Consider the following 21257-nt stretch of genomic DNA (forward strand, 5'->3'; position numbering starts at 1 on the left):
GCGCTCCGTTACTGACCGAGCAGCGTTTTACCGCTGGTGTTGGCTGCGGAGGTGTCGCCCTGGGCGCCAGTCAGCATTGTCGATTTGGTGCCTGCTGCTGCGCGGCGGCGGCGCTCTTCGTCATCGCGGGCACTGACCACAGCGGCGTCCTGCTCCTGAGGTGCGGCCTGGACTTCTGGTGCCGCTGGCACTGATGGCTTGCTGCCGATACACATAGCGATAACCTCACACACGATTAAATTATTACCAATTTAACCATATACGGATTATTTTACGTAGTGTATTGACAGAATGCCGTGCAATTATTACCCTTCAGGTAACACAACATGAAAGCGCACTTCGATATCGGTTCTGTGAGGTCTTGTCGCTAAATCAAACTGGTGAGTGCGCTTCCAGGTGTGAGCAGTACGGCATATGGCACATGTGCCGCAGCGGTCCGGAGGGGTTCCTTGGTTTCCTTACCCCCGAGCGGGTAGCCGGAATGTGCAAGTCAGTGTTATCGGTATGCACGACATGACGACTCACCATCGTGGCGATACGGTGTGACACCTCGGAAGAGACGAGGATACAACGATGAGAGCATTTTTGGGGTGTCGGTGGTGCATTGGTTGACGCGTGGGTTATTCCCACCGAAGAAAGGTTCGATTCCTTTCCCGCGCCCACAAAAGTGCTTTCAATGTTGTGGAAACACAACACCACACCTTAGTGGGGTGGACAGTAACATTGAACGGGTATATCCCGTATTGCTGAAGGGTCTAAACAGCCCAGACGCCACGGTAAGCAAGCCGTGTTACCGAATTGCTGACAGCCTGGAAAGACAGGCACACAACAGGTAAGAGCATTGAGCGATGTCGGAGATCGCCATTCTTGGTAGAGGGTTCGAATCCCTACTCAGTGCTCTTTCCGTTGTGGTGAATGCGCAGGCTGATGCGCACCAAGATCGAAACGTAAGTCGCTATGCGCAGTGATAGATGGTATGCGCGGTGTACCCGCACAAGGTCTGGTAAGTGCCATCCAGAAGGCCGGAGTTCAGCACCGGCCACCACACACAAAATCACGCCTTAGGACCGTGATACGGCAGTACCAAGCAATGCGTGTAGCTTTGGCGGTGGCAGTTGCTCCCACTTCTGACCACCGTCCTTTTTACAGCAGAGCGCCATTCCGATGACGTTGCGCTGTAAACCCTGCATCACCCGCCAAGGAAGGCACTCCGTAGACCCTTGCTTCCAGTTCGCCCGGTTCGTCCGGGCATTTTTTTAAGGTGAAAATCATGGTATCAACCGCATCCCCGGCCCCCTCATGCATGGCTATCGAGCGGGAAATTCAGGCCAAAGAATCATCAGCTATTGAGTACCTTGAGTCTTTAATGTCTCATGATACTTATGCGAGGATGGTTATTGCAGCGCTCAGGAATGGTGCTATTACTGAACAACAGGCCATCGTTCAGTACATGAATATTCAGAAACAAAGAGCAGATCATTACGAAAGTGAGCTAATTAAGACTATCCAAAGATCGCCATCTGTTACGCCAGTTTTCAAACCGTGACATGTCACAATCAGCCCGCCGGCGTGCGGGCTTTGTTATTTCCACGGGTCATATTCAGTCACGGCCTTGCCCTGCTGGCTCTCCTGCCCAGGAATGCGTAGCCGTTTCGTAACCGGGAAAGCAAACGTCAGCAGCAGCGCGTCACCCTTGCCAGGCGAGCGGCCTAAACGCTCTTTGATATCTTCCTTCGGCTCAATGACGATCTTGCCGTCAACCCTGACTTTGTACTCTGCCGCAGACAGGTCATCGGCAGTCTCCTGATCGTCCAGCGCGCCGCCAAGTTTCAGCCAAGTTTTGCAGCTGTTGAACATCTCGCCGCGCTTGTTGAGCATCTGTGGGTCGGTAGAGCCGCCACCGAACGGGATTAGCTGCCACGTCCGGCCCCAGCCGTCACCGATGGACTTAAGCCCGGTGCCGTAGCCAAAGTCGATAAACACCGCGTCAGCCTGGTACTGATCCTCAAAGTCAGCGATGCGCTTCGCCATAATCAGATCGTCGGTGGTCTTGTTGCCGGTCCAGAGCACTTTGCTGTGCAGCCCCTGCCGCAGGTATATCACCGCGTCATCCACGCCAGAATACGCCGGGTCGACGCCGATAATAACCGGAGCGTGCGCCACCTGCGCAGCGGTCACTACGCGCTTCATTGCCTCGTCGGTCAGGCCGGTCGGGATAAACTGCAGTTCTGACGCGTCAGGGAAGATCCCCCTCACACGGACCTTCACGAAGTCGCTGTCCTCGCCGTAGTCATCCACCCATTTCTGGAGCTGCTGCTTGTTGGTTCCTTCGACGGTGCGGCTGTCAATCTGTGCGCACTTCCAGCGGTGCTTGTACTTGCGGAAGCATTCGCGGAAACGCCCGGTGTTACGCGTCGGGTTCCCGAACGCCACCCAGATGATTTCCGTGTCTTCGTCCGTCAGCGCACCCTCGGCAACCTCCCACACCAGATCGGCAATATTGGACGCTTCGTCGAATACCACGATGATGCGCTTACGCTCGTTGTGCAGGCCGGCGAACGCCTCGGTGTTGTGCTCAGACCACGGTATAGCGTCAGCGCGCCAGCGTTTGTCGTGGCCCGGATCGTTGCTGTACATCGCCGTGGCGGTGCAGGTGAACCACTCTTTCGTGATAGCCAGGTTCGACCATTTGATAATTTCCGGCCAGGTCTTGGTGCGCAGCTGGTTGTCGGTGTTGGCGGTCACCACCACCTTGCAGTCCTCGCAGGTGGACATGCCCCAGTTGATGAGCATCGAGATGAACGCCGATTTGCCGATGCCGTGGCCGGATGCGCGGGCAATCATGATTGGCTGATAACGAGTGGAAGGGTTTTGCAGGTGATCGCGTATTTCCCGGAACCCATCAGCCTGCCATTTACGCGGCCCTGTGGCGTGCGCCAGCTCTGTCCCCTCCTCTCCCCACGGGAACGCATACAGCGCATAGCCCAGCGGGTCGTGCGTGAACGAGGCGATATCCTCGACGAGCTGCTCTTCCGGAGACATGGCTGCGGCTGTCATTCTTCACCACCAGCCTGCTCTTTGACGCGGCGTCGCGCGGCTGCCATGCGGTCGGCGATGGTGACGGTGCCGGAAACCTCCAGCCGCTCTTTGAACGCGTTGACGTCGACGTGCTTACCAATCAGCTCGAGGTTCTTAACCTTGTCCGGCCACTTCACCTTCTTCAGGATATGCTCGACATCCTCAACAGACAGATCCGCCTCGCCATTCTCTTTTTGCAGAGAGGCCTGAGTCGTCTTGATAGTAGCGATATCCATCGCGCTGAGAGAGGTGCGCCATACCTTAGGCCACTCAGCGATCGGCTTCATCCCGCCGTCGTCGTTCAGGATATCCAGCACATCCATCTGGTCGATTTCCACCAGGCGCATGAGGACGTAATCAGCGCTGACGCGCATGCGCTTGTTGCGTTCCTCCATCAGTTCAGCTATTCGTTTCTGGACGCGTTCATCGCGCATATTCTGGCTGGCAAACTTAGCCGCCGTATTGGGAGAATACCCGGCATTAATCGCAGCCTGAGTCTGATTCTCCGGGCATTTGATGTATTCCTGGCAATATGCTTCCTTCAGAACGCTGAGAGGCTCAAATTGCGTCGATTTGCGCTTATGCGGTTTTGGTGTCGCGGTCATCATTACCACCTGAGTAATTTTATTACCATGTAGGTAATACTATCACGCCCGCGCAGATGTTACATGACTGGTATCGGTTCGTCGTCCTGACGGCCAACACGATTCAGGAAGTGGGTCACCACGCCGTGCACTGTCGTATCGTCCAGCGCCTCGCCTTCGAGCGCTTCACCTTCAGGAGTGATCAGCGCCTTGCCCTGCACAATGGCGAACTCCGTGCGGCCGCAATAGGAAATCAGCACGGTGTCACCCGGATGTGGTTTGTGGGAAACGTTGATGATTGCGTAGCCCGCTGACGTCTCGATGGTGCGACAGTTGCCGTCGTAGCCACACAGGCTGGTGATGGTTAGAGCTGCTTCTGCGTAGTCTTTTGCCGGAGATGGAAAGCCCATGATGGAACCTCACATAAAAATACTGTACATTTAAACAGTATAATCATGTGAGGGTTTAGTCAATACGCCGTGACATGTCACACTGCAAGTTTCGTTTCGTGCCAGCCCTGCGTCACCCAGCAAGCCGAATCACCGGCGCACGGGCAGGACTTCACCGGCAGGCTGTCGCCGCACTTTCCGCACTGGTTGGCACTGATGGCTTTGATGCGGCCACGCACCCGGGCATCATCCTGGCGGATCAGCAGAGCAATGTACTCGCTCAGTTCGTATGGGTCGCGTCCCGGGCGACGCTCCGCGCAGTTGCGCGCCAGCATCTCCATTTCCTGCTCGTCGAGCACCAGCTCCAGCTTGCGCTCACCGGCTTCAGCCTGACGGGCGCGCTGCGCTGCTTTGCGTTCTGCTGCGGTCTTAGCCATTGCTTAGTTTCTCCCCGCACATTGCACAGCAGTTGGTGGTGTAAATGCGGCCGTAAGTATGTGGACAATCCCGCATGTAGCAGAGCAAGGTTCTGAATGCGCGCAACTGGTAATCTTCTTTTAGCGAGCGAGGAGATGACTCAAGTTCCTCGATGCGGGCGGCCAGTGATTCCTGGGTTACGTTAACCATTGATCACCTTCCCGCAGCGCTTGCAATAAATACCGTGATACGTCTCTGGCCTGGTGATGTTGATCACTTCGATTACTGCGCTGCTACTTCCCTCCATTGCGCCAAGATTCGCAGTAGGCGCCCCCCTGGTGATAGCTGGGCGATATGAGTGCCCGAACAATTTTCCAAAAATACCCTGACACTTATCCATCACACCACCTCTCTCAGTTTCAGTTCATCGGCCACTGACTCGGGCACCACCACCGGCATCGGCACGCGGATGACCAACTTTTTGAGCCTGTCGATTTCACCGGCCAGTTCGAGAATGCGGCGATTACCGTATTCCGCCTCCTCGCGCCACCAGGCCACGTCGGCTTTAAGGCGGCGCACGCGCCGCTGTTTGAGTTTGCTCACCATGGCAGCCACCCGTAAATCACGCCCATGCAAAGCAGAGCCCATATCACTATGTAGAATGGGTTAGGCATCATCCAAGGTATGGCTTCTTCCAGCCCTCGCTGGTAGCAAGCCTTTCGATGGCAAGCAAAATCGGCAGGTTTGATTCATCAGTGCGCTTCATGATTTCCCAGTGAAGCCGTTTTAACTCGTGGACCAGCTTGTCCCTGTTTGTTTCCGCATCATTGCTGGCAAGCATCAAGCAGCACTCACCAACAATGCGGCACGCTTCCCGATACAGGTCTTCTGACAGCTTCTCATATTCTGACATAAGCAACCCCTCCTCTATGAAGGGGTTTTATATCACATCATTTTGCAGCCTGCTGCACATCTCTCCGCGCTTCAGCGTCGTGATATCCCTGCATGTAAGCATCAGCAACGGCTGGGTCAATTCCTGCCTGAATAGCGATTTCGTCGATATACTCAGGCTCTGCGGCTGCCTTTTTCGCGTGCTCACGAATCTGCGCGATTAACTCCTCGGCATTAACCTCAAAGCACTTCAGAGTTTCACAGCCGCCGACCTTGGCACCGGAGATACGATACCCACCATCGTCATTGCCTACGCAGAGTGAAAGGCCTCCAGCCTGATTGTGAGATATTTCGATATAAACATTGCCTGTCTTCAATTTAGACATTTTTAGCCTCCTGCTGCGGTGCGTCACCGAAGTATTGAGCCAAAATAAAGGAATCAATCCCGTAGCTCCAGTATTTCGGTAAAGTTAATCCATCAGGGATATTGACATCATACAGGTAGACCTTACCTGTCATAGCGACTCCCATTATGTGCTTATAGGTAATACCTAACTCTCGGCAAACCTTATCAAAATGTCGTGTATCTATACCTGATTCTCCGTTGCATTCGGCATAGGATAAGCTTTCGATGTCTACGGTAAGGTGCTTCATACCTCCCCCTCCTGCTGCTGCGGTGCTGCTGGCAGTGGCATCCAGTGGGTGACAGGATGGTGAAGAAGGTCGATAAACTCATGCCGCTCATCCTGCCAGCGTTCATCATCTTCCAGGTGTTCTGAGTTGTTATGCATACCCATGCCAACCCACACTCCGTTGCAGACCAGAACATATTGGTTTGGCGTCGGCATCCGCTCACTGCAAGCCACCCAACCACCAGTAATCACCGGAGAGTTGCCATCCCCATAAGCCATGCGCAACCAATGCATAAACACTTCAACGCTTACGCAGCCACAATCTATTTCTATCCTTTCGCCTTGCTGTGAAAGCCACTGCTCGAATGGCAACTTGTAAGCCGTCGTTACAGGTTCGGCACCCTGAAGCATGGCGGCGCGGCAGGCGTTCCAGCCATCAGCTAACGGACCATCAGTGTGAGGCTTCTCCGGTGGAATCTTCACAGATACCGGCGCTGGCTGGGCGGTGTACAAGCGAGTTCCATCCTTGAAATTCTCCCAGTCAGCCTGACCATCAGCGGCTATGCACACCACCCTTGCATCCGGGTGGCATCCGCAATCGTCATACTCGCCGAGAACAACCTCGCCAACAGCCTCCGCTTCGAGCGATGCCAGCGCGATACGCATAGCCGCCAGGATTTTCCCCTGATAATCATCAAGCCCGAAAGGAAGCTCATCATGAACGCTTTCATAATCGTTGATAGCCTGCTTCAGCCATTCTTTGGTAATAGTGCTCATGGGTTAGTCTCCCATCCAAATTTCAGGCCATCCGACAATGACAACCGCCGCCGACGCATTCCAGTCTTCATCGTCGCATTCGCCATGACTGAAATTGTCCTTAGCGACTTTTTTCGCATCGATGTAATCTTTTGCTTTAACTTGGAGATCGAAGTAACCGCGGTCAGTATTTAAAACGACGGTAAATTTTTTAAGTGCCTTAGCCATTTCACTCTCCTTTACCGGCTGCGGCGAACAGCACTTTGTTGTAATTGTTCTGGCAGTCGATATAGCCCTTCGCATAGTCCTCAGTGGCACCGTAATGGCAAATCTGGAACTCTGAGAACTGCTTCACTCCTCGCCCTAACTCCTCCAGTTCAGCAATCCGCTTCTCTGCGGCTTCCAGCTCATCCTTCAGGCGCTTTGTTTCGCGCTGAACGTGCTCACTGATAAACCTCAAACCAAGCGCGGACGCGCAACCCTTCGGTGTCAAAAGCCCAAGCTGGGTACAGATAGTTGTTGCTGTGTAGCCGCAACGCCAACCCGCAGCAGCATCAATAACCGTTTCGGCCAGAATATTTTTAAAGTCATCTCTGCCAAAATTTGTACCAGCAAAGGCCTTACTGATTGCTTCGTCTGTCAGCGCCTGTTTGTCGATGTTGCTCATTGGGCGGCCTCCTTCTTAAGCTTGCGGCGGCATGCTGCACAATCGTCAGGGCTTTCGAACGTATCGGGCTCTCTGTCATGGCCGAAGTACATCCAGCGACCACAGATGCTTGTGACTTCATCTTCAGAGAAGTAGTGATGCTTATTGGCGTTGACAGGTCTGGCCCATCCTGCTTTTTTAGCGCTCATGACTGCACTCCTTTGCGAAGCAGGGCGGCGAAGTCTTCCAGCCACTCAACCATTTCAACCTTGCCAACCAGGTCAGACTCCGGGAATTTGCTGCAAACACGCTGCGCTGTCTCGAAGTCCTTGTACTGAAACTCTTGAGCCACCACGTTTTTTGCTGTTGCGATTGCCGCATCCACACCCTGCGCTCGCACTTCAGCCAGGAAAGCGTCGGTCGCTGGCATAAACAACGCTGATTTAGCATCAAACATGAGTGATTTTGCTGGGTTTATTGACCTCTCCTCTGGAGAGATACCGCTCATTGCAAATTGGTTGATCATGCGTTCAACTACTTCACGCAATGCTGCATTGTCGACTGCCAGAGCCTCTCCGTGCGTCTTCAGCCCCGCATTCTCCGCAGCCAGCGCCGCGCATCTTGCTTCAAGCTCTTCATAACTCGGTTTCATCTTTACCCCCGCTTACCCGTATAAGTTATTGATTACGTTGATATCAAAAAGGATCGTCGATTCAGAACGTTTCGCAGTTCCAGCCACCACCTTTGCTTTTTGGTATTGGCTTTAGCGCTCTGAACGTGAACGGGTACATGTCGGCGGCGACCTTGGTTTTCACCCTGGCGTCGTCGGTCCAGAAACCTTTCACTTCGTGCAGCTCTATCTCGCCGTTGGTGAGCATCACTGCGAAGTCAGGCGTGTAGAACGTGTTGTCAGCCAGTCGCAGCTTGATTCCTTCGAACCGGTACCAGGCCACCTCTCCGGCATGCTTACGCAGCTCCAGATGCCTACAGTAGGCCTCCTCGGTTTTGTTCATTTGCCCGGCTTTTAACCTTCCCAGAGCCTGAAGACTTTTTCGCATTGCCTTTCCCCTTGGTGGATTTTTCTGGTGCATCTCCGCTGTATTTTGCGTAAAGCTTTGCCTCGCGCAGGCAGTCTTCAAAAATGCCCTTGCTCTTAACCGATGGCTGCGATGAACGGCGGTAAAAATCTATCGCCGCGTTTGCCCCCCCCTGCGCCACTGATTGTGAGAAGCCTTCATTCAGCAGGTAGGTGCGGATATTCTTTTCGATAAACTCAATTGGGTGCATTTCAGCCTCCGATTACCTATGAGGTAATTTAAATCCACATTAGAGTTAAAATCAATAGCTATGCGCATATTTTGTTACCTGCAAGGTAATTATGCAGGCGTAAAAAAATGCGCTGCCGCGCCTGTGCTGCTATGTGGCCTGATATCCCCTGAATCCCTGCGGTATGGCCTTATCCGGCTCCGGCACGTCGTTGATGTCCCTTCGCTGCTGCTGGGCCACCGGCCTTGCCCTGGACTGCTGCACGCTTCTCGCCAGCTTCTGTTGCCACTGGTCGTGGTGGAATGCCTTCCCCTCCGCTTTCCAGAACGTGATGAAGTCTGCAAGCTCGAACGGCGTGATCTCCGTCTTCAGGTTTATTCCCCATTGAGAAGCTCGCCTGATGAACTGCGGATCCGGATTCCAATCGTCGTGCATCTGGAATTTCCCAAACTCACCCATTCCACCTGGAGCAACGTAGCCATTCAGAATCGCGTTGTTCACATCCGGATCTGGTTCACCGCCACCAGCAGAGTTATCCACAGGTGAATTTTGCTCGCTCCCTATGTGGGGTTTATCTTTTATATCTTCTCTTCTCTTCTCTTCTCTGGTCCGCTTTTTGTCCGCTTCTGATGCGGACGCTTTGCGGACATTTCTCTTCCTGTCAGCGTCCTGTGCTCGACGCTTTGCAGACTGCCCGTTATGGGCTTCAAAGCGCGGCATTACTAGGCTTTCGCCATTTTCTTCGAGCCATCCGACGGCCATCATTGCCCGTGAAAATCCAGGGAAGCCGATCAGGTCGTCTAGTGTGTCCGCGCTGTATCCGTCAAGCAAACCGTCAACGGAGTGGACATCGAAAAGACACCATGCGGAATGTAGTCCGCCAACTATCCGCAATCTGTCCGCTTTCAATGCGGACGCCATGCGGACAACTTTAGGGTGCGTGTGCAGGTCGGCACGCATCTTGATCCAGTCACCGGCCATAGCTAACCCCCATATAGGCCCGGATAAATTCAGCCGCAGCCTGTGCGTTTATGGCGTTACCGTAGCCCTTAAGTCTGCCTGTGCGGTTGCGTCCAGCCATTGCTCGTAATGAGGACTTTCCGTGTCCCAGGCTTTTGGCAAACCTTGCAACCAGCGGGAATGTGCCGGGTTCAACTGGACGCCATTGCCCATCTCGACAAAAGACCCAGTCCGCATCTCGCCAAAAACCGTTAACCTCAAGGGGCCTGCTGTGTAAGCCTGGCGCGGTAACTGATCCAGTCGCTCTTTCCCTTCTCTCTGCGCTGTCATCCCTGATGTGTCCTTCCAGTCGCGAGTTGTCGGCGTAACCCATCCCGCCAGTAACGCTGTGCCCGGCAGCTTCAAGCACACTTTTGGTTGCCCGTTCTGATTCTTCCCACTGTAGCAATGAGTCGACCCGGTTGAGTCGTTCGCCACCGGGGTTTGCCAGCCTGTCAGTCGAGCAGCTCCGGAGACGTGCTGTAATCCCCGTTTCGTTTCCGGCTGCGGATTCGTATTCGCTACCGGCGTGGGCCACCCAGTAGGCCCGCTCTCTGATGTGCGGAGCACCGACGCCCGCTGCCGGAAACGGCACAAGCCCGAAGGCGTATTCCATTCCTTCCAGGTCAGCTTGTACAAGGTCGAACCATGTGTTTGCGTTACCGCTTGCAACCTGTTCGCCAAAGACATGCTCAGGTCTGCGCTCGCTGATGAGGTGGAAGAAGTGGGGCCAAAGGTGCCGCTCGTCAGCAAACCCATCTCCTTTGCCTGCCGCGCTGAAAGGCTGGCACGGGCAGGAGCCAGTCCAGACCTGACGATCGTCAGGCCATCCGGCGAGGCGGAGGGAATGGGACCAGACGCCGATCCCGGCGAAAAAGTGGCACTGGGTAAATCCTCTGAGGTCGTCAGGTGTGACATCTTCAATACTCCTTTCATCAACTTCGCCCGGGGCGATATGACCACCGGCGATCAGGTTACGCAGCCACTGCGCTGCAAATGGGTCGATTTCGTTGTAATACGCTGCGGGTTTCATGCTTCACCCCTTGCGGATTTAAGAGCGGATGAGAACTCGCTGCGGTGACGGCTTGCGCTCTGAAGTGCGCACTCAACGCAGGTGCCGTTCAGTACGTAGCGTTCCGCATTATGACCATTCCGGCAGGCTTTGCCGGTGTAGAATCTGTTCAGGCCAGCCTTGGCGGCCTCCATTCTGGTGACAATTTTCACGAAAACGGCCTCATGTTTGGTTATGGATATCGGTAATTTTGTGCGATGGCCGAAAAAAGATCAACCATATTTGGATCATTATTACCTGAGAGGACTGAATAGATATGAAAAGACCGCCATAAGGCGGCCTGATGGGTTCTGGAGGAGGTTTTATTCGTAGAAGAAGATAGCCAGTTCCGGCTTTGTTCTGACCCACCCGCGTTGTTTGCATGCCTTAAACAGCCCATTCATCAATGTCTTACCGGGCATTTTCCGGCGGCCTGTCAGATGCGTCTGGATGTAGTGGCTGGTCGTTCCGGCCTCGTCAGCAAAGGCATTTCGCTCATCAGGAGTGAGTTGCAACCAGTGTTTTTTGAAGTCGAATTTTTCGTTCTCGCTCATAGCTATTGCCTGATATTAATTTCAGATAACAAATATTCACCCAGAAGGTAATAAAAATCAAGGCTTGTTACCTGTGAGGTGCATTTACCTGTGGGGTAAATTCGCTTTTAATTGGCACACTAACTAATTCATATATGAGGCGATTCACCAGAGCATGAAAAGTATTCAGGATATCCGCAGGCAGAATATTAACGATATCATCGACCGTGACTTTAACGGGGTGCAGACTCGTCTGGCGGAAAAACTGGGAACTCAGGCAAACCTGGTGAACCGCTGGGCCCGCGGGCAGAAGGTTGTCGGCGACACGGTGGCGCGCAAGATTGAGAAGGCAGCGAACAAGCCGTCGAACTGGCTGGATGTCGACCACTCATTATCTGCTGTTGCCATCCCCCATGAGGAGATCACTCCTTCCGACATCGGGCAGCTGGCGGCACATAACCTTGAAGCGTGGATGCAGAACAACCGCGACCTGTCATCTCAAGGAAAGGTGTCGAAAGCGTCCGGCGTTGCCCAGGCTACAATCCAGCGCATGCTGAACAATGAAGTCAGCGTTTCTATCTCCACCCTGGAGTCCATCGCCAGCGCGTTTGGCCGCCGCGGCTATGAGCTGCTCATCCATCCCCGCGACCCGGCGACCATCCATTACGACCGGGCACGCTACGCGTTGTTACCTGAGAGCGAGAAAAGCAAGATCGAGAGCTACGTCGATTTTGTGATTGTTCATAACGGTAAAGCGCAAGAGTAAAACCATACATTTCAGACACTAAGCCGCCATTGAGCGGCTTTTTTATTGCCCTAAGGATTACCTTACGGGTAATTTTTTATAATCATACCTATTGACATCAAACCACATAAGGATAATTATTACCTCAACGGTAACACTGAGGTAACGAATTATGCAGTGGAAAATCATCAACGGTTGGTACTGCGTTACGGCGTGCGGGCTGATGAGCACCAAGTGCCGCACTCTGCATGAGGCCATCAACTGGGCATTTGTCACCAAGATGGCAGTAAAAACTGAAATGGATATGGGGGTGAGCAAGTGAACATCCAGCAGATTAATAACCTGAAAAAAATCATGACCAGCATCGACAGCGACTACCAACTGAGCCAGCTGCACTACGAGCGCCAGGTAGAGCTGATCGACGCCATTAAGCATCACCAGCTGCAGGAACCTTTCTATGCGCTGGAGCGCAAAGGCGTGCGCAAGGAGATTCTGGAAGAGCTAATGATGAATCCGGAATTCGAAGAGGCTCTCGCAGCGTACCAGGCCGCGATGACCAGCATCATCGCGAAGTGGGATTTGGCTGACCAGTTGGACACGGCGAGGAGCGCGGCATGAAACCTGGCATCTATTTCGACATCAGCAACGAGGACTACCACGCCGGCGACGGCGTGAGTAAGTCTCAGCTCGATATGGTTGCTCTGAGCCCGGCCCTGTTGCAGTGGCAGAAATCCGCTCCGGTCGACACCGAAAAACTCAAGGCGCTGGACATGGGAACCGCCCTGCACTGCCTTCTTCTGGAGCCGGAAGAATTCGAAAAGCGCTTCATCGTGGCGCCGCAGTTCAACCGCAGGACGAATAAAGGAAAGGCTGACGAAGCTGCCTTCCTAAAAGACTGCGAAGGATGCGGAAAAATAGTGATGGAAGCTGAACAGGATCGCCAACTTCAACTGATGCGCGACAGCACGATGGCTCACCCGGCGGCGCGCTGGCTTCTTGAGGCGGAAGGTTTCTGCGAAGCATCGCATTACTGGACGGATCCGGAGACTGGCGAACTATGCCGTATCCGCCCGGACAAGCGCCTGAAGTATCACCCGGTGCTGTTGGACGTGAAGAAGGTTGCAGACATGGAACGCTTCGCCCGCCACGTAGAGGAATTCCGGTACCACGTTCAGGACGCCATGTACCGCGAAGGTGCGCAGCAGACCACCGGAGAGCCACACGGTTTCTTCTTCCTGGCGGTGAGCGAAACCATCGACTGCGGACGTTACCCGGTACGCGTGTTCGAACTGGATGCGCCGGATGTAGACGCCGGGCATGCACTGTTCCGCCGGGATCTGAATACCTACCACCAGTGCCGCGAGTCAGGCGACTGGGGTGGATTTGAAATTATTAAACGCCCTGAGTGGGCACGCAAACAGGATATGTACGTATGAGCAACGACATCGCAATCACATCGCAGCCTGGCGCTACCGTCGGTACCGCCGCGGCAATCTTCAGCCCTGAGGGTATGGACCGCCTGGTGCGTTTCGCAACCCTGATGGCTGACAGTAAGGCCACCGTTCCGGCGCACCTGGCAGGAAAGCCTGCTGACTGCCTGGCCGTGACCATGCAGGCGGCGCAGTGGGGAATGAACCCGTTCGCCGTTGCGCAGAAAACTCACGTCGTCAACGGCACCCTGGGCTACGAAGCGCAACTGGTTAACGCGGTTGTATCTTCTTCCAATCTGCTGGCCACCCGCCTTAATTATCGCTGGGATGGTGACTGGTCAAAAGTAAACGGGAAAACCGACAAATCGCCGAACCTGACCGTAACAGTGTGGGCAACCCTCAAAGGGGAATCAGAGCCACGCGAACTGACGATCAGCATGGCCCAGGCCGGTGTGCGTAACTCCCCTCTCTGGGAGCAGGATCCTCGCCAGCAGCTCGCATACCTGTGCGTTAAGCGCTGGGCTCGCCTGAATGCACCTGACGTCCTGCTTGGCGTGTACACCCCTGACGAATTGCAGGAGACGGCACCGCGCGTTGAGCGCGATATCACTCCTGCGCCAGCCACCGCATCAGGCATGAACAAGCTGATTAACTCCAAGCCTGAGCAAAAGCAGGAAGAGCATGATGCTGGCCGTAAAAAAGACGACCGCAGCCCTGAAAAATTGCTCTCTGATTTTTCTGCTTATGCAGGCGGTGCAGTCACCGTTGAAGAACTTGATTCAGCTTATACAGCCGTGGCCAAGCGTTTATCAGCAAATCAGGATCTGCTTGATAAGGCTACCGATGTATACAGCATCCGCCGCGATGAGCTGAACGAAGTCCCTATGTAATCACCACCGTGGCGCCACGGCGCCACACCTGCAACCAAGAGAGGTATTTATGAAAGGTGCATTTGGTAAGAAGGAACTCCTGGCGGTGGTGCCACTGTCATGGAGCACGATTGACCGCCTGGAGCAGGCTGGCGAATTCCCGTCCCGTTTCTGGATCACCGATCGCCGCTGCGCGTGGGACCAGAGCGAAGTTGAAGCATGGCTGGATAAACGTAAGGCGGCAAGCCCGGCGACGTTCACCGGAAAAAAGCCGCCGGTTGACCGCCGCGTGTATCGCCCGGTGAGTGCAGCAGCATGACGGCGCTGAAAAAGCATATCGGCAGATGGTCAGACGTTTACCTGTGTCTGGCCGTGGTCGCCTACCTGATGTGGCTGGCGGCGGTAATCAGTTGAGAGGTCTGGATCAGATGAAAAAGACGAAGCTTGAGCGCTATCACGAAGATTATGTGTCGCAGCGCCGTGTTGAAAGAGTGGTGGCGGTTACGCCGGAAGCGATGGAGATCGAAAGCCGGGCCATTGCTCGCGAGCGCCTGGGTCATTATCGCATCGCGGCCCGCCTCTGGCTCCAGTGCCTGGATGCGGCTGTTGGTGAAGTTGAGCGCGCCCGTATCGCGGTGCGCCGCCAGCAGTGCATCACCAAAGGGAACCGCACCCCGCACCTGGACTACAGCGGGATCGGATGTCGCGGGGTGGTGTATGACTAACCCGCACGACGGCATCACCGTGGGCAGTGTCACGCTGCCCTATTCCATCATTCGCCGCGGATGGTTAGCACCAAGCGGCGACGTTATCAGAAACCCATTGAAGGCTCAGCGCCTGGCTGAGCTGATGAACAGCAAGAAGGTGGCGGCATGACTGACGCAACGATTTTAGACATGTGCTGCGGGTCGCGCATGTTCTGGTTCGATAAACAGGATGAGCGCGCGGTGTTTAGTGACATCCGCGCCGAACAGCACGAGCTTTGCGACGGTCGCCAACTTGTTATCAGCCCGGACATTATTGCTGATTTCCGCGCCCTTCCCTTTACCGATAACACTTTCCCTGTCGTCGTATTTGATCCCCCTCACCTCGAGCGCGTCGGCGATAACGCGTGGATGGGTAAAAAGTACGGGCGGCTCAACAAAGAAACATGGCGAGATGATTTGCGCGCAGGTTTCGCCGAAGCGTTCAGGGTGTTGTGGCCACACGGTGTGCTCATCTTCAAATGGAACGAAACGCAGATCCCGGTAAGCAATATCCTGGCGCTTACCGACGAGAAGCCTGTCATCTGGCAGCGCACCGGAAAATCTGACAAAACACACTGGGTAATTTTCGTGAAAGGAGATGAAAAGTGACCGGGAAATACACTCTTATCTACGCTGACCCGCCTTGGGTTTACCGTGACAAGGCAGCAGACGGCAACCGCGGCGCCGGGTTCAAATACCCGGTCATGAACGTGCTGGATATCTGCCGCCTGCCGGTGTGGGACCTGGCCGCCGAAGATTGCCTGCTGGCGATGTGGTGGGTGCCGACGCAGCCGGTTGAAGCGCTGAAGGTTGTCGAAGCGTGGGGTTTCAAACTGATGACCATGAAGGGATTCACCTGGCACAAGACGAACAAGCACAAAGGCAACAGCGCGATCGGCATGGGCCACATGACCCGGGCGAACAGTGAAGACTGCCTTTTCGCGGTGCGCGGAAAACTCCCGGAGCGTATGGACGCCTCAATCTGCCAGCACGTCACGGCGCCACGCCTGGAGAACTCTCGTAAGCCGGACGTAATCCGGGAAAAGCTGGTGCAGTTGCTGGGCGATGTGCCGCGCATTGAGCTTTTCGCCCGCCAGTCATCGCATGGCTTCGACGTTTGGGGAAACCAGTGCGAAGGCCCGGCGGTGCAACTGCACCCTGGCTACGCGCTGGATATTGCCGGGATGACGCGGGCATTAAGTAATACTCCGCTATCACCAACAGACAACCATGGCCGGGAGCGTGCAGCATGAAAAATATTACAGCATGGGATGGCGAGGGATTACCTCCGGTGGGTTGTGAGTGTGAGTATGAAACTAAATTTGATGGATGGAAGCCAGTACGCATTGAGCTAATCAAGTCTGAAGGTATTGCCTTTACGTGGCTTTCCAATAGCCAGGCTTACAATGGACTTGATTGCGTTGGCGTGCAAAAGGCTGGCTCTTTCCGCCCTATCCGCTCAGAAGCGGACAAGAAGCGCGATGCAGCGATAAGCGCCATCGATGCAGCTTGCTTATTGGTAAGGGATGCCAGCAAGACAGCTGCAGCAATTTACGATGCTATGGCCGCAGGTGACATCCCGGGCGTTAAGATTGAATAACGGCCTAATCCTTTCCTTCCATCCACCTCTCAAACTTCGACGGGGAGAACGGCACCAGATCGGTGTGCTCCCCGTTAATCCAGGCATCAACCATATCCGCCCACTGCTGCAACATATAGGCGCGCTGCCGGGCATACTCCGCTTTGTTGTACACCGCGCGCACGCCCTTCTGCTCATGCGCCTGCGCCTTCTCGATCCAGTCTGAAGGATAATCCGCTTCGTGCAGCAGCGTGCTTGCCGTCCGGCGCAGGTCATGCACGGTGAAGTCATGTATCTTCTCACCGTCTTTGTTTATTGTCTCCACGGTCCGGTCGATAAGGGAGTTCAGCGCGGCATTCGATAATGGCTTGCGGAAGTTGTAGCGCCCGGGCACTAGGTATTCACTGCCACCAGCGCACATCTGCAATCCCACCAGCAAATCCTGCGCCTGCTTCGGCAGATAAATCACATGCGCCCGCCTGGCCTTCATTCGGTCAGCGGGGATCGTCCATGTCCAGTTCCTGAAATCGATCTCTGCCCACGTCGCGTAGGTGAATTCGCTTTTTCGCACAAGCGTCAGCAGTACCAGCTTGAGAGCCATCTTCATGGTGCCCATCGCGCCGATGTCATCCAGCGCGCGGAAGAAAATGCCGATCTCCTCAGGCGACAACGTGCGCTCGCGCGGCTTAAACATGGCAATGGATGATGGCTTAATGTCGGCAGCCGGATTGAACAAACCGTGACCGCGGTCGTTGGCGTACCGGTACACGCTGCTGATTATCTCCCTGACCTGGATCGCAGTCGCCCGGCCGCCACGTTCTACGATGCGATCGCACAGGTCGCGCACCACTCTGGTGGTTATCTCAGTCATCATCTTGTTGCCGAGCGCCGGGAGGATATCACGCTCAATCACCGCCTGTTTCATGGCGCGAGTGCTGTCGGCCAGGGTGACGTATTTCATGTAGGCGTCGGTATATACCGCGAATGTTTCTGCCCCGGCAATTTGCCTGATACCGTCACGTTTCGCCGCAGCAGGCGACTGGCCTGCCATCAGCAACTTTTTGGCGGCAATAAGTTCCTCGCGCGCTTCGGCAAGGCTGATACCGTCACGACCGTACTGGCCGATAACCAGCGTTTCCCGGCGGCCGTTAATTCGGTAGTCATAGCGGAACGAGACAGAGCCTGACGTGAGCACGGCGACATACAGCCCGTCACGGTCGGAAACCTTGTACAGTTTCTCCTGAGGCTTGAGGTTTTTCAGTTTGGTATCGGTAAGCACAATTCACCCATAAAGCATCCATATTTTTGTCGGTATGAGAGTATACCTTTCGGGTAATACCGTCACCTGTACCGTCGAAAAAAGTGGTGTAGAGTGAATAGATATGAGTAGATATAAACAAAAACCCTCTTCGATTACAGAGGGTTAGAGATGAAACTGAATAGATATGATGTGCTATGAACTAGCTATACATCATTCCCATTCAATCGTAGCCGGTGGCTTACCGCTGATGTCATATACGACCCGCGATATGCCATTGACTTCATTAATTATTCTGTTAGACACGCGGCCTAAGAAGTCATACGGCAAGTGCGCCCAGTGCGCGGTCATGAAGTCAATGGTTTCCACCGCACGCAGGGAAACAACCCAGTCGTACTTACGGCCATCGCCCATTACGCCGACGGAGCGAACCGGCAGGAACACGGTGAACGCCTGGCTCACTTTGTTGTACAGGTCAGCTTTGTGCAGCTCTTCGATGAAGATCGCGTCCGCGCGACGCAGCAGGTCGCAGTACTCTTTCTTCACTTCACCCAGCACGCGCACGCCCAGACCCGGGCCCGGGAACGGGTGACGGTAGAGCATGTCATACGGCAGACCCAGTTCCAGACCGATCTTGCGCACTTCGTCTTTGAACAGCTCGCGCAGCGGCTCAACCAGGCCCATCTTCATCTCTTTCGGCAGCCCGCCCACGTTGTGGTGAGATTTGATGACGTGTGCTTTACCGGTGGCGGATGCGGCAGACTCGATCACGTCAGGGTAGATAGTACCCTGCGCCAGCCACTTCACGTCGTCCAGCTTCAGCGCTTCTTCGTCGAACACTTCAACGAACACGCGACCGATGATCTTACGTTTCGCTTCCGGATCGTTCTCGCCTTTCAGCGCGTCCAGGAAGCGCTGCTCGCCTTCCACGTGAACGATGTTCAGACCGAAGTGGTCGCCGAACATGTCCATAACCTGCTTAGCTTCGTTGAGACGCAGCAGACCGTTGTCCACGAAGACGCAAGTCAGGTTTTTACCGATGGCGCGGTGCAGCAGCATCGCGGTCACGGAGGAGTCCACGCCGCCGGAGAGACCGAGGATCACTTTGTCATCGCCAACCTGCTGGCGGATACGCTCAACGGCATCGTCGATGATTTTTGCCGGGGTCCACAGGGCTTCACACTGGCAGATGTCACGCACGAAGCGCTCCAGCATGCGCATACCCTGACGGGTGTGAGTCACTTCCGGGTGGAACTGTACGCCGTAGAAGCGTTTTTCTTCGTTCGCCATGATGGCGAACGGGCAGCTTTCGGTGCTGGCAACGGTCACGAAGTCAGACGGGATGGCGGTAACTTTGTCGCCGTGGCTCATCCACACGTCCAGCAGCGGTTTGCCGTCTGCGGTCAGGGAGTCTTCGATACCGCGCACCAGCGCGCTGTCGTTAACCACTTCAACCTGTGCATAGCCGAACTCGCGCTCGCTGGAGCCTTCTACGTGGCCGCCCAGCTGCATGGCCATGGTCTGCATGCCGTAGCAGACGCCGAATACCGGCACGCCAGCTTCGAACACGTACTGTGGCGCGCGCGGGCTGTTCTCTTCGGTGGTACTTTCCGGGCCGCCGGACAGGATGATGCCGCTTGGATTGAATTCGCGAATCTGTGCTTCCGTGACATCCCACGCCCACAGCTCACAGTAAACGCCCAGTTCACGTACGCGACGCGCCACCAGCTGAGTGTACTGAGAACCGAAGTCCAGGATGAGAATGCGATGTTTATGAATGTTTTCCGTCATTGACGCTAATTCCGAGGCAAGTGAAACAAAAACAGAGCGCCCGGCAGAAGCCGGGCGCGGAAACTTATCAGGAGCCCAGACGGTAGTTCGGGGACTCTTTGGTGATCGTCACGTCGTGAACGTGGCTCTCCTGGATACCCGCACCGCTGATGCGTACGAATTCCGCTTTGGTACGCAGCAGGTCAATGGTACCACAGCCGGTCAGCCCCATACAGGAGCGCAGGCCGCCCATCTGCTGGTGAATGATCTCTTTCAAACGGCCTTTATAGGCAACGCGACCTTCGATACCTTCCGGTACCAGTTTGTCAGCGGCGTTATCGGTCTGGAAGTAACGGTCAGAAGAACCTTTGGACATCGCGCCCAGGGAGCCCATCCCGCGGTAAGATTTGTAAGAACGGCCCTGGTAGAGTTCGATTTCACCCGGGGATTCTTCGGTACCGGCCAGCATGGAGCCCACCATCACGGCAGCGGCGCCTGCGGCGATCGCTTTGGCGATGTCGCCAGAGAAGCGGATACCGCCGTCAGCGATAACCGGAATACCGGTGCCTTCCAGCGCTTCAACCGCGTCAGACACGGCGGTGATCTGTGGAACGCCCACGCCGGTCACAATACGTGTGGTACAGATGGAGCCAGGGCCGATACCCACTTTCACCGCGCTGCAGCCAGCGTCAGCCAGCGCGCGAGCGCCTGCGCCTGTTGCCACGTTGCCGCCAATGATCTGCAGGTCAGGGTATTTGGCACGGGTATCACGAATACGTTGCAGAACGCCTTCGGAGTGGCCGTGAGAGGAGTCGATCAGCAGGACGTCAACGCCCGCCGCCACCAGCGCGTCAACGCGCTCTTCGTTACCGGCACCCGCGCCAACCGCAGCGCCAACGCGCAGACGGCCATGCTCGTCTTTACAGGCGTTAGGTTTACGCTCTGCTTTCTGGAAATCTTTAACGGTGATCATGCCGCGCAGGTGGAAGTTCGCATCCACCACCAGCGCTTTCTCAACGCGTTTTTCGTGCATTTTCGCCAGCACCACGTCGCGGGTTTCGCCTTCGCGCACGGTCACCAGACGCTCTTTTGGCGTCATGTACACGCTGACAGGCTGGTTCAGGTCAGTCACGAAGCGCACGTCACGACCGGTGATAATGCCCACCAGTTCGTTGTCTTCGGTCACTACCGGGTAACCGGCGAAGCCGTTACGTTCGGTCAGGGCTTTCACTTCGTGCAGGGTGGTGGTTGGCAGAACGGTCTGTGGGTCAGACACGATGCCGGATTCATGCTTCTTCACGCGGCGAACTTCTTCCGCCTGACGCTCGATAGACATGTTTTTATGGATAAAGCCAATGCCGCCTTCCTGTGCCAGGGCGATTGCCAGGCGCGCTTCCGTCACGGTGTCCATTGCCGCGGAGAGCATAGGAATGTTCAGACGAATGGTTTTCGTCAACTGCGTGCTGAGGTCGGCAGTATTCGGCAGAACGGTGGAATGAGCGGGAACGAGGAGGACGTCGTCAAACGTCAGTGCTTCTTTAGCGATACGTAGCATGGGCAATATCTCTGACCTGGGTGGTTAAATATTGCCGTGGCATTATACAGAGCGTAACCGATT

The 21257-nt window shown here is 55.1% G+C and carries 33 protein-coding genes and 1 pseudogene; 12 read left to right on the plus strand and 22 right to left on the minus strand.

Annotation, left to right across the window (positions count from 1 at the left end; all coding sequences use genetic code 11):
- Positions 1-8: 8 nt before the first annotated feature.
- A complete protein-coding gene (locus HBM95_16830; GenBank protein NIH44585.1) occupies positions 9-215 on the minus strand; it encodes a hypothetical protein in 207 nt (68 codons plus the stop codon).
- A gap of 1055 nt (positions 216-1270) precedes the next feature.
- On the opposite strand from HBM95_16830, the gene HBM95_16835 reads away from it, so the two are divergent.
- Positions 1271-1546, plus strand: a complete 276-nt coding sequence (locus tag HBM95_16835) for a hypothetical protein (protein ID NIH44586.1) — start codon at positions 1271-1273, stop codon at positions 1544-1546.
- Positions 1547-1581: 35 nt separating this feature from the next.
- Here the strand turns inward: HBM95_16835 and HBM95_16840 are convergent, their stop codons facing one another.
- The 18 genes and pseudogenes from HBM95_16840 to HBM95_16925 all read right to left on the minus strand — a co-directional run bounded on the left by HBM95_16840 (position 1582) and on the right by HBM95_16925 (position 11263).
- Complete coding sequence (locus tag HBM95_16840; protein ID NIH44587.1) at positions 1582-3057, minus strand: terminase; 1476 nt, start codon at positions 3055-3057, stop codon at positions 1582-1584.
- On the minus strand, positions 3054-3686 hold the full coding sequence (locus HBM95_16845; GenBank protein NIH44588.1) for a terminase small subunit: 633 nt from the start codon (positions 3684-3686) through the stop codon (positions 3054-3056). The genes HBM95_16840 and HBM95_16845 overlap by 4 nt, the downstream gene beginning before the upstream one ends.
- 56 nt (positions 3687-3742) lie before the next feature.
- On the minus strand, positions 3743-4072 hold the full coding sequence (locus tag HBM95_16850) for a hypothetical protein (protein NIH44589.1): 330 nt from the start codon (positions 4070-4072) through the stop codon (positions 3743-3745).
- 77 nt (positions 4073-4149) lie between these two features.
- Complete coding sequence (locus HBM95_16855; protein ID NIH44590.1) at positions 4150-4488, minus strand: hypothetical protein; 339 nt, start codon at positions 4486-4488, stop codon at positions 4150-4152.
- A 379-nt stretch (positions 4489-4867) separates the two neighbouring features.
- A complete protein-coding gene (locus HBM95_16860) occupies positions 4868-5074 on the minus strand; it encodes a hypothetical protein (protein ID NIH44591.1) in 207 nt (68 codons plus the stop codon).
- Positions 5075-5141: 67 nt separating this feature from the next.
- On the minus strand, positions 5142-5381 hold the full coding sequence (locus tag HBM95_16865) for a DUF2767 family protein (protein NIH44592.1): 240 nt from the start codon (positions 5379-5381) through the stop codon (positions 5142-5144).
- Between the two features lie 178 nt (positions 5382-5559).
- A pseudogene (locus HBM95_16870) lies at positions 5560-5745 on the minus strand (hypothetical protein).
- On the minus strand, positions 5738-6013 hold the full coding sequence (locus HBM95_16875) for a hypothetical protein (protein NIH44593.1): 276 nt from the start codon (positions 6011-6013) through the stop codon (positions 5738-5740). The pseudogene HBM95_16870 and the gene HBM95_16875 overlap by 8 nt, the downstream one beginning before the upstream one ends.
- A complete protein-coding gene (locus HBM95_16880; protein NIH44594.1) occupies positions 6010-6768 on the minus strand; it encodes a DUF551 domain-containing protein in 759 nt (252 codons plus the stop codon). The genes HBM95_16875 and HBM95_16880 overlap by 4 nt, the downstream gene beginning before the upstream one ends.
- Positions 6769-6771: 3 nt before the next feature.
- The gene (locus HBM95_16885) at positions 6772-6975 is read right to left on the minus strand and encodes a DUF863 family protein (GenBank protein ID NIH44595.1); all 204 of its coding nucleotides are present in this window, start codon (positions 6973-6975) and stop codon (positions 6772-6774) included.
- A 1-nt stretch (position 6976) separates the two neighbouring features.
- Complete coding sequence (locus HBM95_16890; GenBank protein ID NIH44596.1) at positions 6977-7414, minus strand: hypothetical protein; 438 nt, start codon at positions 7412-7414, stop codon at positions 6977-6979.
- A complete protein-coding gene (locus HBM95_16895) occupies positions 7411-7602 on the minus strand; it encodes a hypothetical protein (protein NIH44597.1) in 192 nt (63 codons plus the stop codon). Before HBM95_16895 ends, HBM95_16890 begins: the two co-directional genes overlap by 4 nt.
- Positions 7599-8045, minus strand: a complete 447-nt coding sequence (locus tag HBM95_16900; GenBank protein NIH44598.1) for a hypothetical protein — start codon at positions 8043-8045, stop codon at positions 7599-7601. Before HBM95_16900 ends, HBM95_16895 begins: the two co-directional genes overlap by 4 nt.
- A gap of 61 nt (positions 8046-8106) precedes the next feature.
- On the minus strand, positions 8107-8451 hold the full coding sequence (locus tag HBM95_16905; GenBank protein ID NIH44599.1) for a DUF1064 domain-containing protein: 345 nt from the start codon (positions 8449-8451) through the stop codon (positions 8107-8109).
- Positions 8378-8680 (minus strand): hypothetical protein, encoded by a 303-nt coding sequence (locus tag HBM95_16910; protein ID NIH44600.1) that lies wholly within the window; start codon positions 8678-8680, stop codon positions 8378-8380. Before HBM95_16910 ends, HBM95_16905 begins: the two co-directional genes overlap by 74 nt.
- Before the next feature lie 129 nt (positions 8681-8809).
- The gene (locus tag HBM95_16915) at positions 8810-9640 is read right to left on the minus strand and encodes a Pyocin large subunit (GenBank protein NIH44601.1); all 831 of its coding nucleotides are present in this window, start codon (positions 9638-9640) and stop codon (positions 8810-8812) included.
- Positions 9630-10691, minus strand: a complete 1062-nt coding sequence (locus HBM95_16920) for a DNA cytosine methyltransferase (protein NIH44602.1) — start codon at positions 10689-10691, stop codon at positions 9630-9632. Before HBM95_16920 ends, HBM95_16915 begins: the two co-directional genes overlap by 11 nt.
- A 341-nt stretch (positions 10692-11032) precedes the next feature.
- Entirely contained in the window at positions 11033-11263 is a 231-nt protein-coding gene (locus HBM95_16925; protein NIH44603.1) for a hypothetical protein, read from the minus strand.
- Positions 11264-11417: 154 nt separating this feature from the next.
- On the opposite strand from HBM95_16925, the gene HBM95_16930 reads away from it, so the two are divergent.
- The 11 genes from HBM95_16930 to HBM95_16980 all read left to right on the plus strand — a co-directional run bounded on the left by HBM95_16930 (position 11418) and on the right by HBM95_16980 (position 16632).
- On the plus strand, positions 11418-12008 hold the full coding sequence (locus HBM95_16930; protein NIH44604.1) for a helix-turn-helix domain-containing protein: 591 nt from the start codon (positions 11418-11420) through the stop codon (positions 12006-12008).
- Between the two features lie 151 nt (positions 12009-12159).
- On the plus strand, positions 12160-12309 hold the full coding sequence (locus HBM95_16935) for a hypothetical protein (GenBank protein NIH44605.1): 150 nt from the start codon (positions 12160-12162) through the stop codon (positions 12307-12309).
- Positions 12306-12605, plus strand: coding sequence for a hypothetical protein (locus HBM95_16940; GenBank protein ID NIH44606.1), 300 nt, complete (start codon positions 12306-12308; stop codon positions 12603-12605). The genes HBM95_16935 and HBM95_16940 overlap by 4 nt, the downstream gene beginning before the upstream one ends.
- A complete protein-coding gene (locus HBM95_16945) occupies positions 12602-13423 on the plus strand; it encodes an exodeoxyribonuclease VIII (protein NIH44607.1) in 822 nt (273 codons plus the stop codon). Before HBM95_16940 ends, HBM95_16945 begins: the two co-directional genes overlap by 4 nt.
- Positions 13420-14307: a recombinase RecT gene (locus HBM95_16950; GenBank protein ID NIH44608.1), complete on the plus strand. Its 888-nt coding sequence runs from the start codon at positions 13420-13422 to the stop codon at positions 14305-14307. The genes HBM95_16945 and HBM95_16950 overlap by 4 nt, the downstream gene beginning before the upstream one ends.
- Positions 14308-14356: 49 nt before the next feature.
- Positions 14357-14605: an AlpA family phage regulatory protein gene (locus HBM95_16955; protein NIH44609.1), complete on the plus strand. Its 249-nt coding sequence runs from the start codon at positions 14357-14359 to the stop codon at positions 14603-14605.
- A gap of 109 nt (positions 14606-14714) precedes the next feature.
- Positions 14715-15011 carry a PerC family transcriptional regulator gene (locus HBM95_16960; protein NIH44610.1) on the plus strand — a complete coding sequence of 99 codons (297 nt, stop codon included), beginning with the start codon at positions 14715-14717 and terminating at the stop codon, positions 15009-15011.
- Complete coding sequence (locus HBM95_16965) at positions 15004-15162, plus strand: DUF1317 family protein (GenBank protein NIH44611.1); 159 nt, start codon at positions 15004-15006, stop codon at positions 15160-15162. The genes HBM95_16960 and HBM95_16965 overlap by 8 nt, the downstream gene beginning before the upstream one ends.
- Entirely contained in the window at positions 15159-15641 is a 483-nt protein-coding gene (locus HBM95_16970; GenBank protein ID NIH44612.1) for a class I SAM-dependent methyltransferase, read from the plus strand. Before HBM95_16965 ends, HBM95_16970 begins: the two co-directional genes overlap by 4 nt.
- Complete coding sequence (locus HBM95_16975) at positions 15638-16285, plus strand: adenine methylase (GenBank protein NIH44613.1); 648 nt, start codon at positions 15638-15640, stop codon at positions 16283-16285. Before HBM95_16970 ends, HBM95_16975 begins: the two co-directional genes overlap by 4 nt.
- Complete coding sequence (locus HBM95_16980; GenBank protein NIH44614.1) at positions 16282-16632, plus strand: hypothetical protein; 351 nt, start codon at positions 16282-16284, stop codon at positions 16630-16632. Before HBM95_16975 ends, HBM95_16980 begins: the two co-directional genes overlap by 4 nt.
- A 4-nt stretch (positions 16633-16636) precedes the next feature.
- On the opposite strand, the gene HBM95_16985 is transcribed toward HBM95_16980, so the two are convergent.
- The 3 genes from HBM95_16985 to guaB all read right to left on the minus strand — a co-directional run bounded on the left by HBM95_16985 (position 16637) and on the right by guaB (position 21194).
- Positions 16637-17890, minus strand: coding sequence for a tyrosine-type recombinase/integrase (locus HBM95_16985; GenBank protein NIH44615.1), 1254 nt, complete (start codon positions 17888-17890; stop codon positions 16637-16639).
- Positions 17891-18082: 192 nt separating this feature from the next.
- Positions 18083-19660, minus strand: coding sequence for a glutamine-hydrolyzing GMP synthase (guaA, locus tag HBM95_16990; protein ID NIH44616.1), 1578 nt, complete (start codon positions 19658-19660; stop codon positions 18083-18085).
- 67 nt (positions 19661-19727) lie between these two features.
- Positions 19728-21194 carry an IMP dehydrogenase gene (guaB, locus tag HBM95_16995; GenBank protein NIH44617.1) on the minus strand — a complete coding sequence of 489 codons (1467 nt, stop codon included), beginning with the start codon at positions 21192-21194 and terminating at the stop codon, positions 19728-19730.
- Positions 21195-21257 lie beyond the last annotated feature (63 nt).

Origin of the sequence: Enterobacter asburiae (assembly GCA_011754535.1) — a bacterium.
Lineage (GTDB): Bacteria > Pseudomonadota > Gammaproteobacteria > Enterobacterales > Enterobacteriaceae > Enterobacter > Enterobacter cloacae_N.

Bases quoted from the DNA above. Each gene is read 5' to 3' on its own strand.
- HBM95_16920 (NIH44602.1), bottom strand. From the start codon at position 10,691: ATGAAACCCGCAGCGTATTACAACGAAATCGACCCATTTGCAGCGCAG.
- HBM95_16875 (NIH44593.1), bottom strand. From the start codon at position 6,013: ATGAAGCACCTTACCGTAGACATCGAAAGCTTATCCTATGCCGAATGC.
- HBM95_16900 (NIH44598.1), bottom strand. From the start codon at position 8,045: ATGAAACCGAGTTATGAAGAGCTTGAAGCAAGATGCGCGGCGCTGGCT.
- guaB (NIH44617.1), bottom strand. From the start codon at position 21,194: ATGCTACGTATCGCTAAAGAAGCACTGACGTTTGACGACGTCCTCCTC.
- HBM95_16980 (NIH44614.1), top strand. From the start codon at position 16,282: ATGAAAAATATTACAGCATGGGATGGCGAGGGATTACCTCCGGTGGGT.
- HBM95_16880 (NIH44594.1), bottom strand. From the start codon at position 6,768: ATGAGCACTATTACCAAAGAATGGCTGAAGCAGGCTATCAACGATTAT.
- HBM95_16930 (NIH44604.1), top strand. From the start codon at position 11,418: ATGAAAAGTATTCAGGATATCCGCAGGCAGAATATTAACGATATCATC.
- HBM95_16835 (NIH44586.1), top strand. From the start codon at position 1,271: ATGGTATCAACCGCATCCCCGGCCCCCTCATGCATGGCTATCGAGCGG.
- HBM95_16955 (NIH44609.1), top strand. From the start codon at position 14,357: ATGAAAGGTGCATTTGGTAAGAAGGAACTCCTGGCGGTGGTGCCACTG.
- HBM95_16945 (NIH44607.1), top strand. From the start codon at position 12,602: ATGAAACCTGGCATCTATTTCGACATCAGCAACGAGGACTACCACGCC.
- HBM95_16905 (NIH44599.1), bottom strand. From the start codon at position 8,451: ATGCGAAAAAGTCTTCAGGCTCTGGGAAGGTTAAAAGCCGGGCAAATG.
- HBM95_16950 (NIH44608.1), top strand. From the start codon at position 13,420: ATGAGCAACGACATCGCAATCACATCGCAGCCTGGCGCTACCGTCGGT.
- HBM95_16885 (NIH44595.1), bottom strand. From the start codon at position 6,975: ATGGCTAAGGCACTTAAAAAATTTACCGTCGTTTTAAATACTGACCGC.
- HBM95_16970 (NIH44612.1), top strand. From the start codon at position 15,159: ATGACTGACGCAACGATTTTAGACATGTGCTGCGGGTCGCGCATGTTC.
- HBM95_16890 (NIH44596.1), bottom strand. From the start codon at position 7,414: ATGAGCAACATCGACAAACAGGCGCTGACAGACGAAGCAATCAGTAAG.
- HBM95_16965 (NIH44611.1), top strand. From the start codon at position 15,004: ATGACTAACCCGCACGACGGCATCACCGTGGGCAGTGTCACGCTGCCC.
- HBM95_16840 (NIH44587.1), bottom strand. From the start codon at position 3,057: ATGACAGCCGCAGCCATGTCTCCGGAAGAGCAGCTCGTCGAGGATATC.
- HBM95_16895 (NIH44597.1), bottom strand. From the start codon at position 7,602: ATGAGCGCTAAAAAAGCAGGATGGGCCAGACCTGTCAACGCCAATAAG.
- HBM95_16960 (NIH44610.1), top strand. From the start codon at position 14,715: ATGAAAAAGACGAAGCTTGAGCGCTATCACGAAGATTATGTGTCGCAG.
- HBM95_16845 (NIH44588.1), bottom strand. From the start codon at position 3,686: ATGATGACCGCGACACCAAAACCGCATAAGCGCAAATCGACGCAATTT.
- HBM95_16865 (NIH44592.1), bottom strand. From the start codon at position 5,381: ATGTCAGAATATGAGAAGCTGTCAGAAGACCTGTATCGGGAAGCGTGC.
- guaA (NIH44616.1), bottom strand. From the start codon at position 19,660: ATGACGGAAAACATTCATAAACATCGCATTCTCATCCTGGACTTCGGT.
- HBM95_16925 (NIH44603.1), bottom strand. From the start codon at position 11,263: ATGAGCGAGAACGAAAAATTCGACTTCAAAAAACACTGGTTGCAACTC.
- HBM95_16910 (NIH44600.1), bottom strand. From the start codon at position 8,680: ATGCACCCAATTGAGTTTATCGAAAAGAATATCCGCACCTACCTGCTG.
- HBM95_16860 (NIH44591.1), bottom strand. From the start codon at position 5,074: ATGGTGAGCAAACTCAAACAGCGGCGCGTGCGCCGCCTTAAAGCCGAC.
- HBM95_16915 (NIH44601.1), bottom strand. From the start codon at position 9,640: ATGGCCGGTGACTGGATCAAGATGCGTGCCGACCTGCACACGCACCCT.
- HBM95_16855 (NIH44590.1), bottom strand. From the start codon at position 4,488: ATGGCTAAGACCGCAGCAGAACGCAAAGCAGCGCAGCGCGCCCGTCAG.
- HBM95_16830 (NIH44585.1), bottom strand. From the start codon at position 215: ATGTGTATCGGCAGCAAGCCATCAGTGCCAGCGGCACCAGAAGTCCAG.
- HBM95_16935 (NIH44605.1), top strand. From the start codon at position 12,160: ATGCAGTGGAAAATCATCAACGGTTGGTACTGCGTTACGGCGTGCGGG.
- HBM95_16850 (NIH44589.1), bottom strand. From the start codon at position 4,072: ATGGGCTTTCCATCTCCGGCAAAAGACTACGCAGAAGCAGCTCTAACC.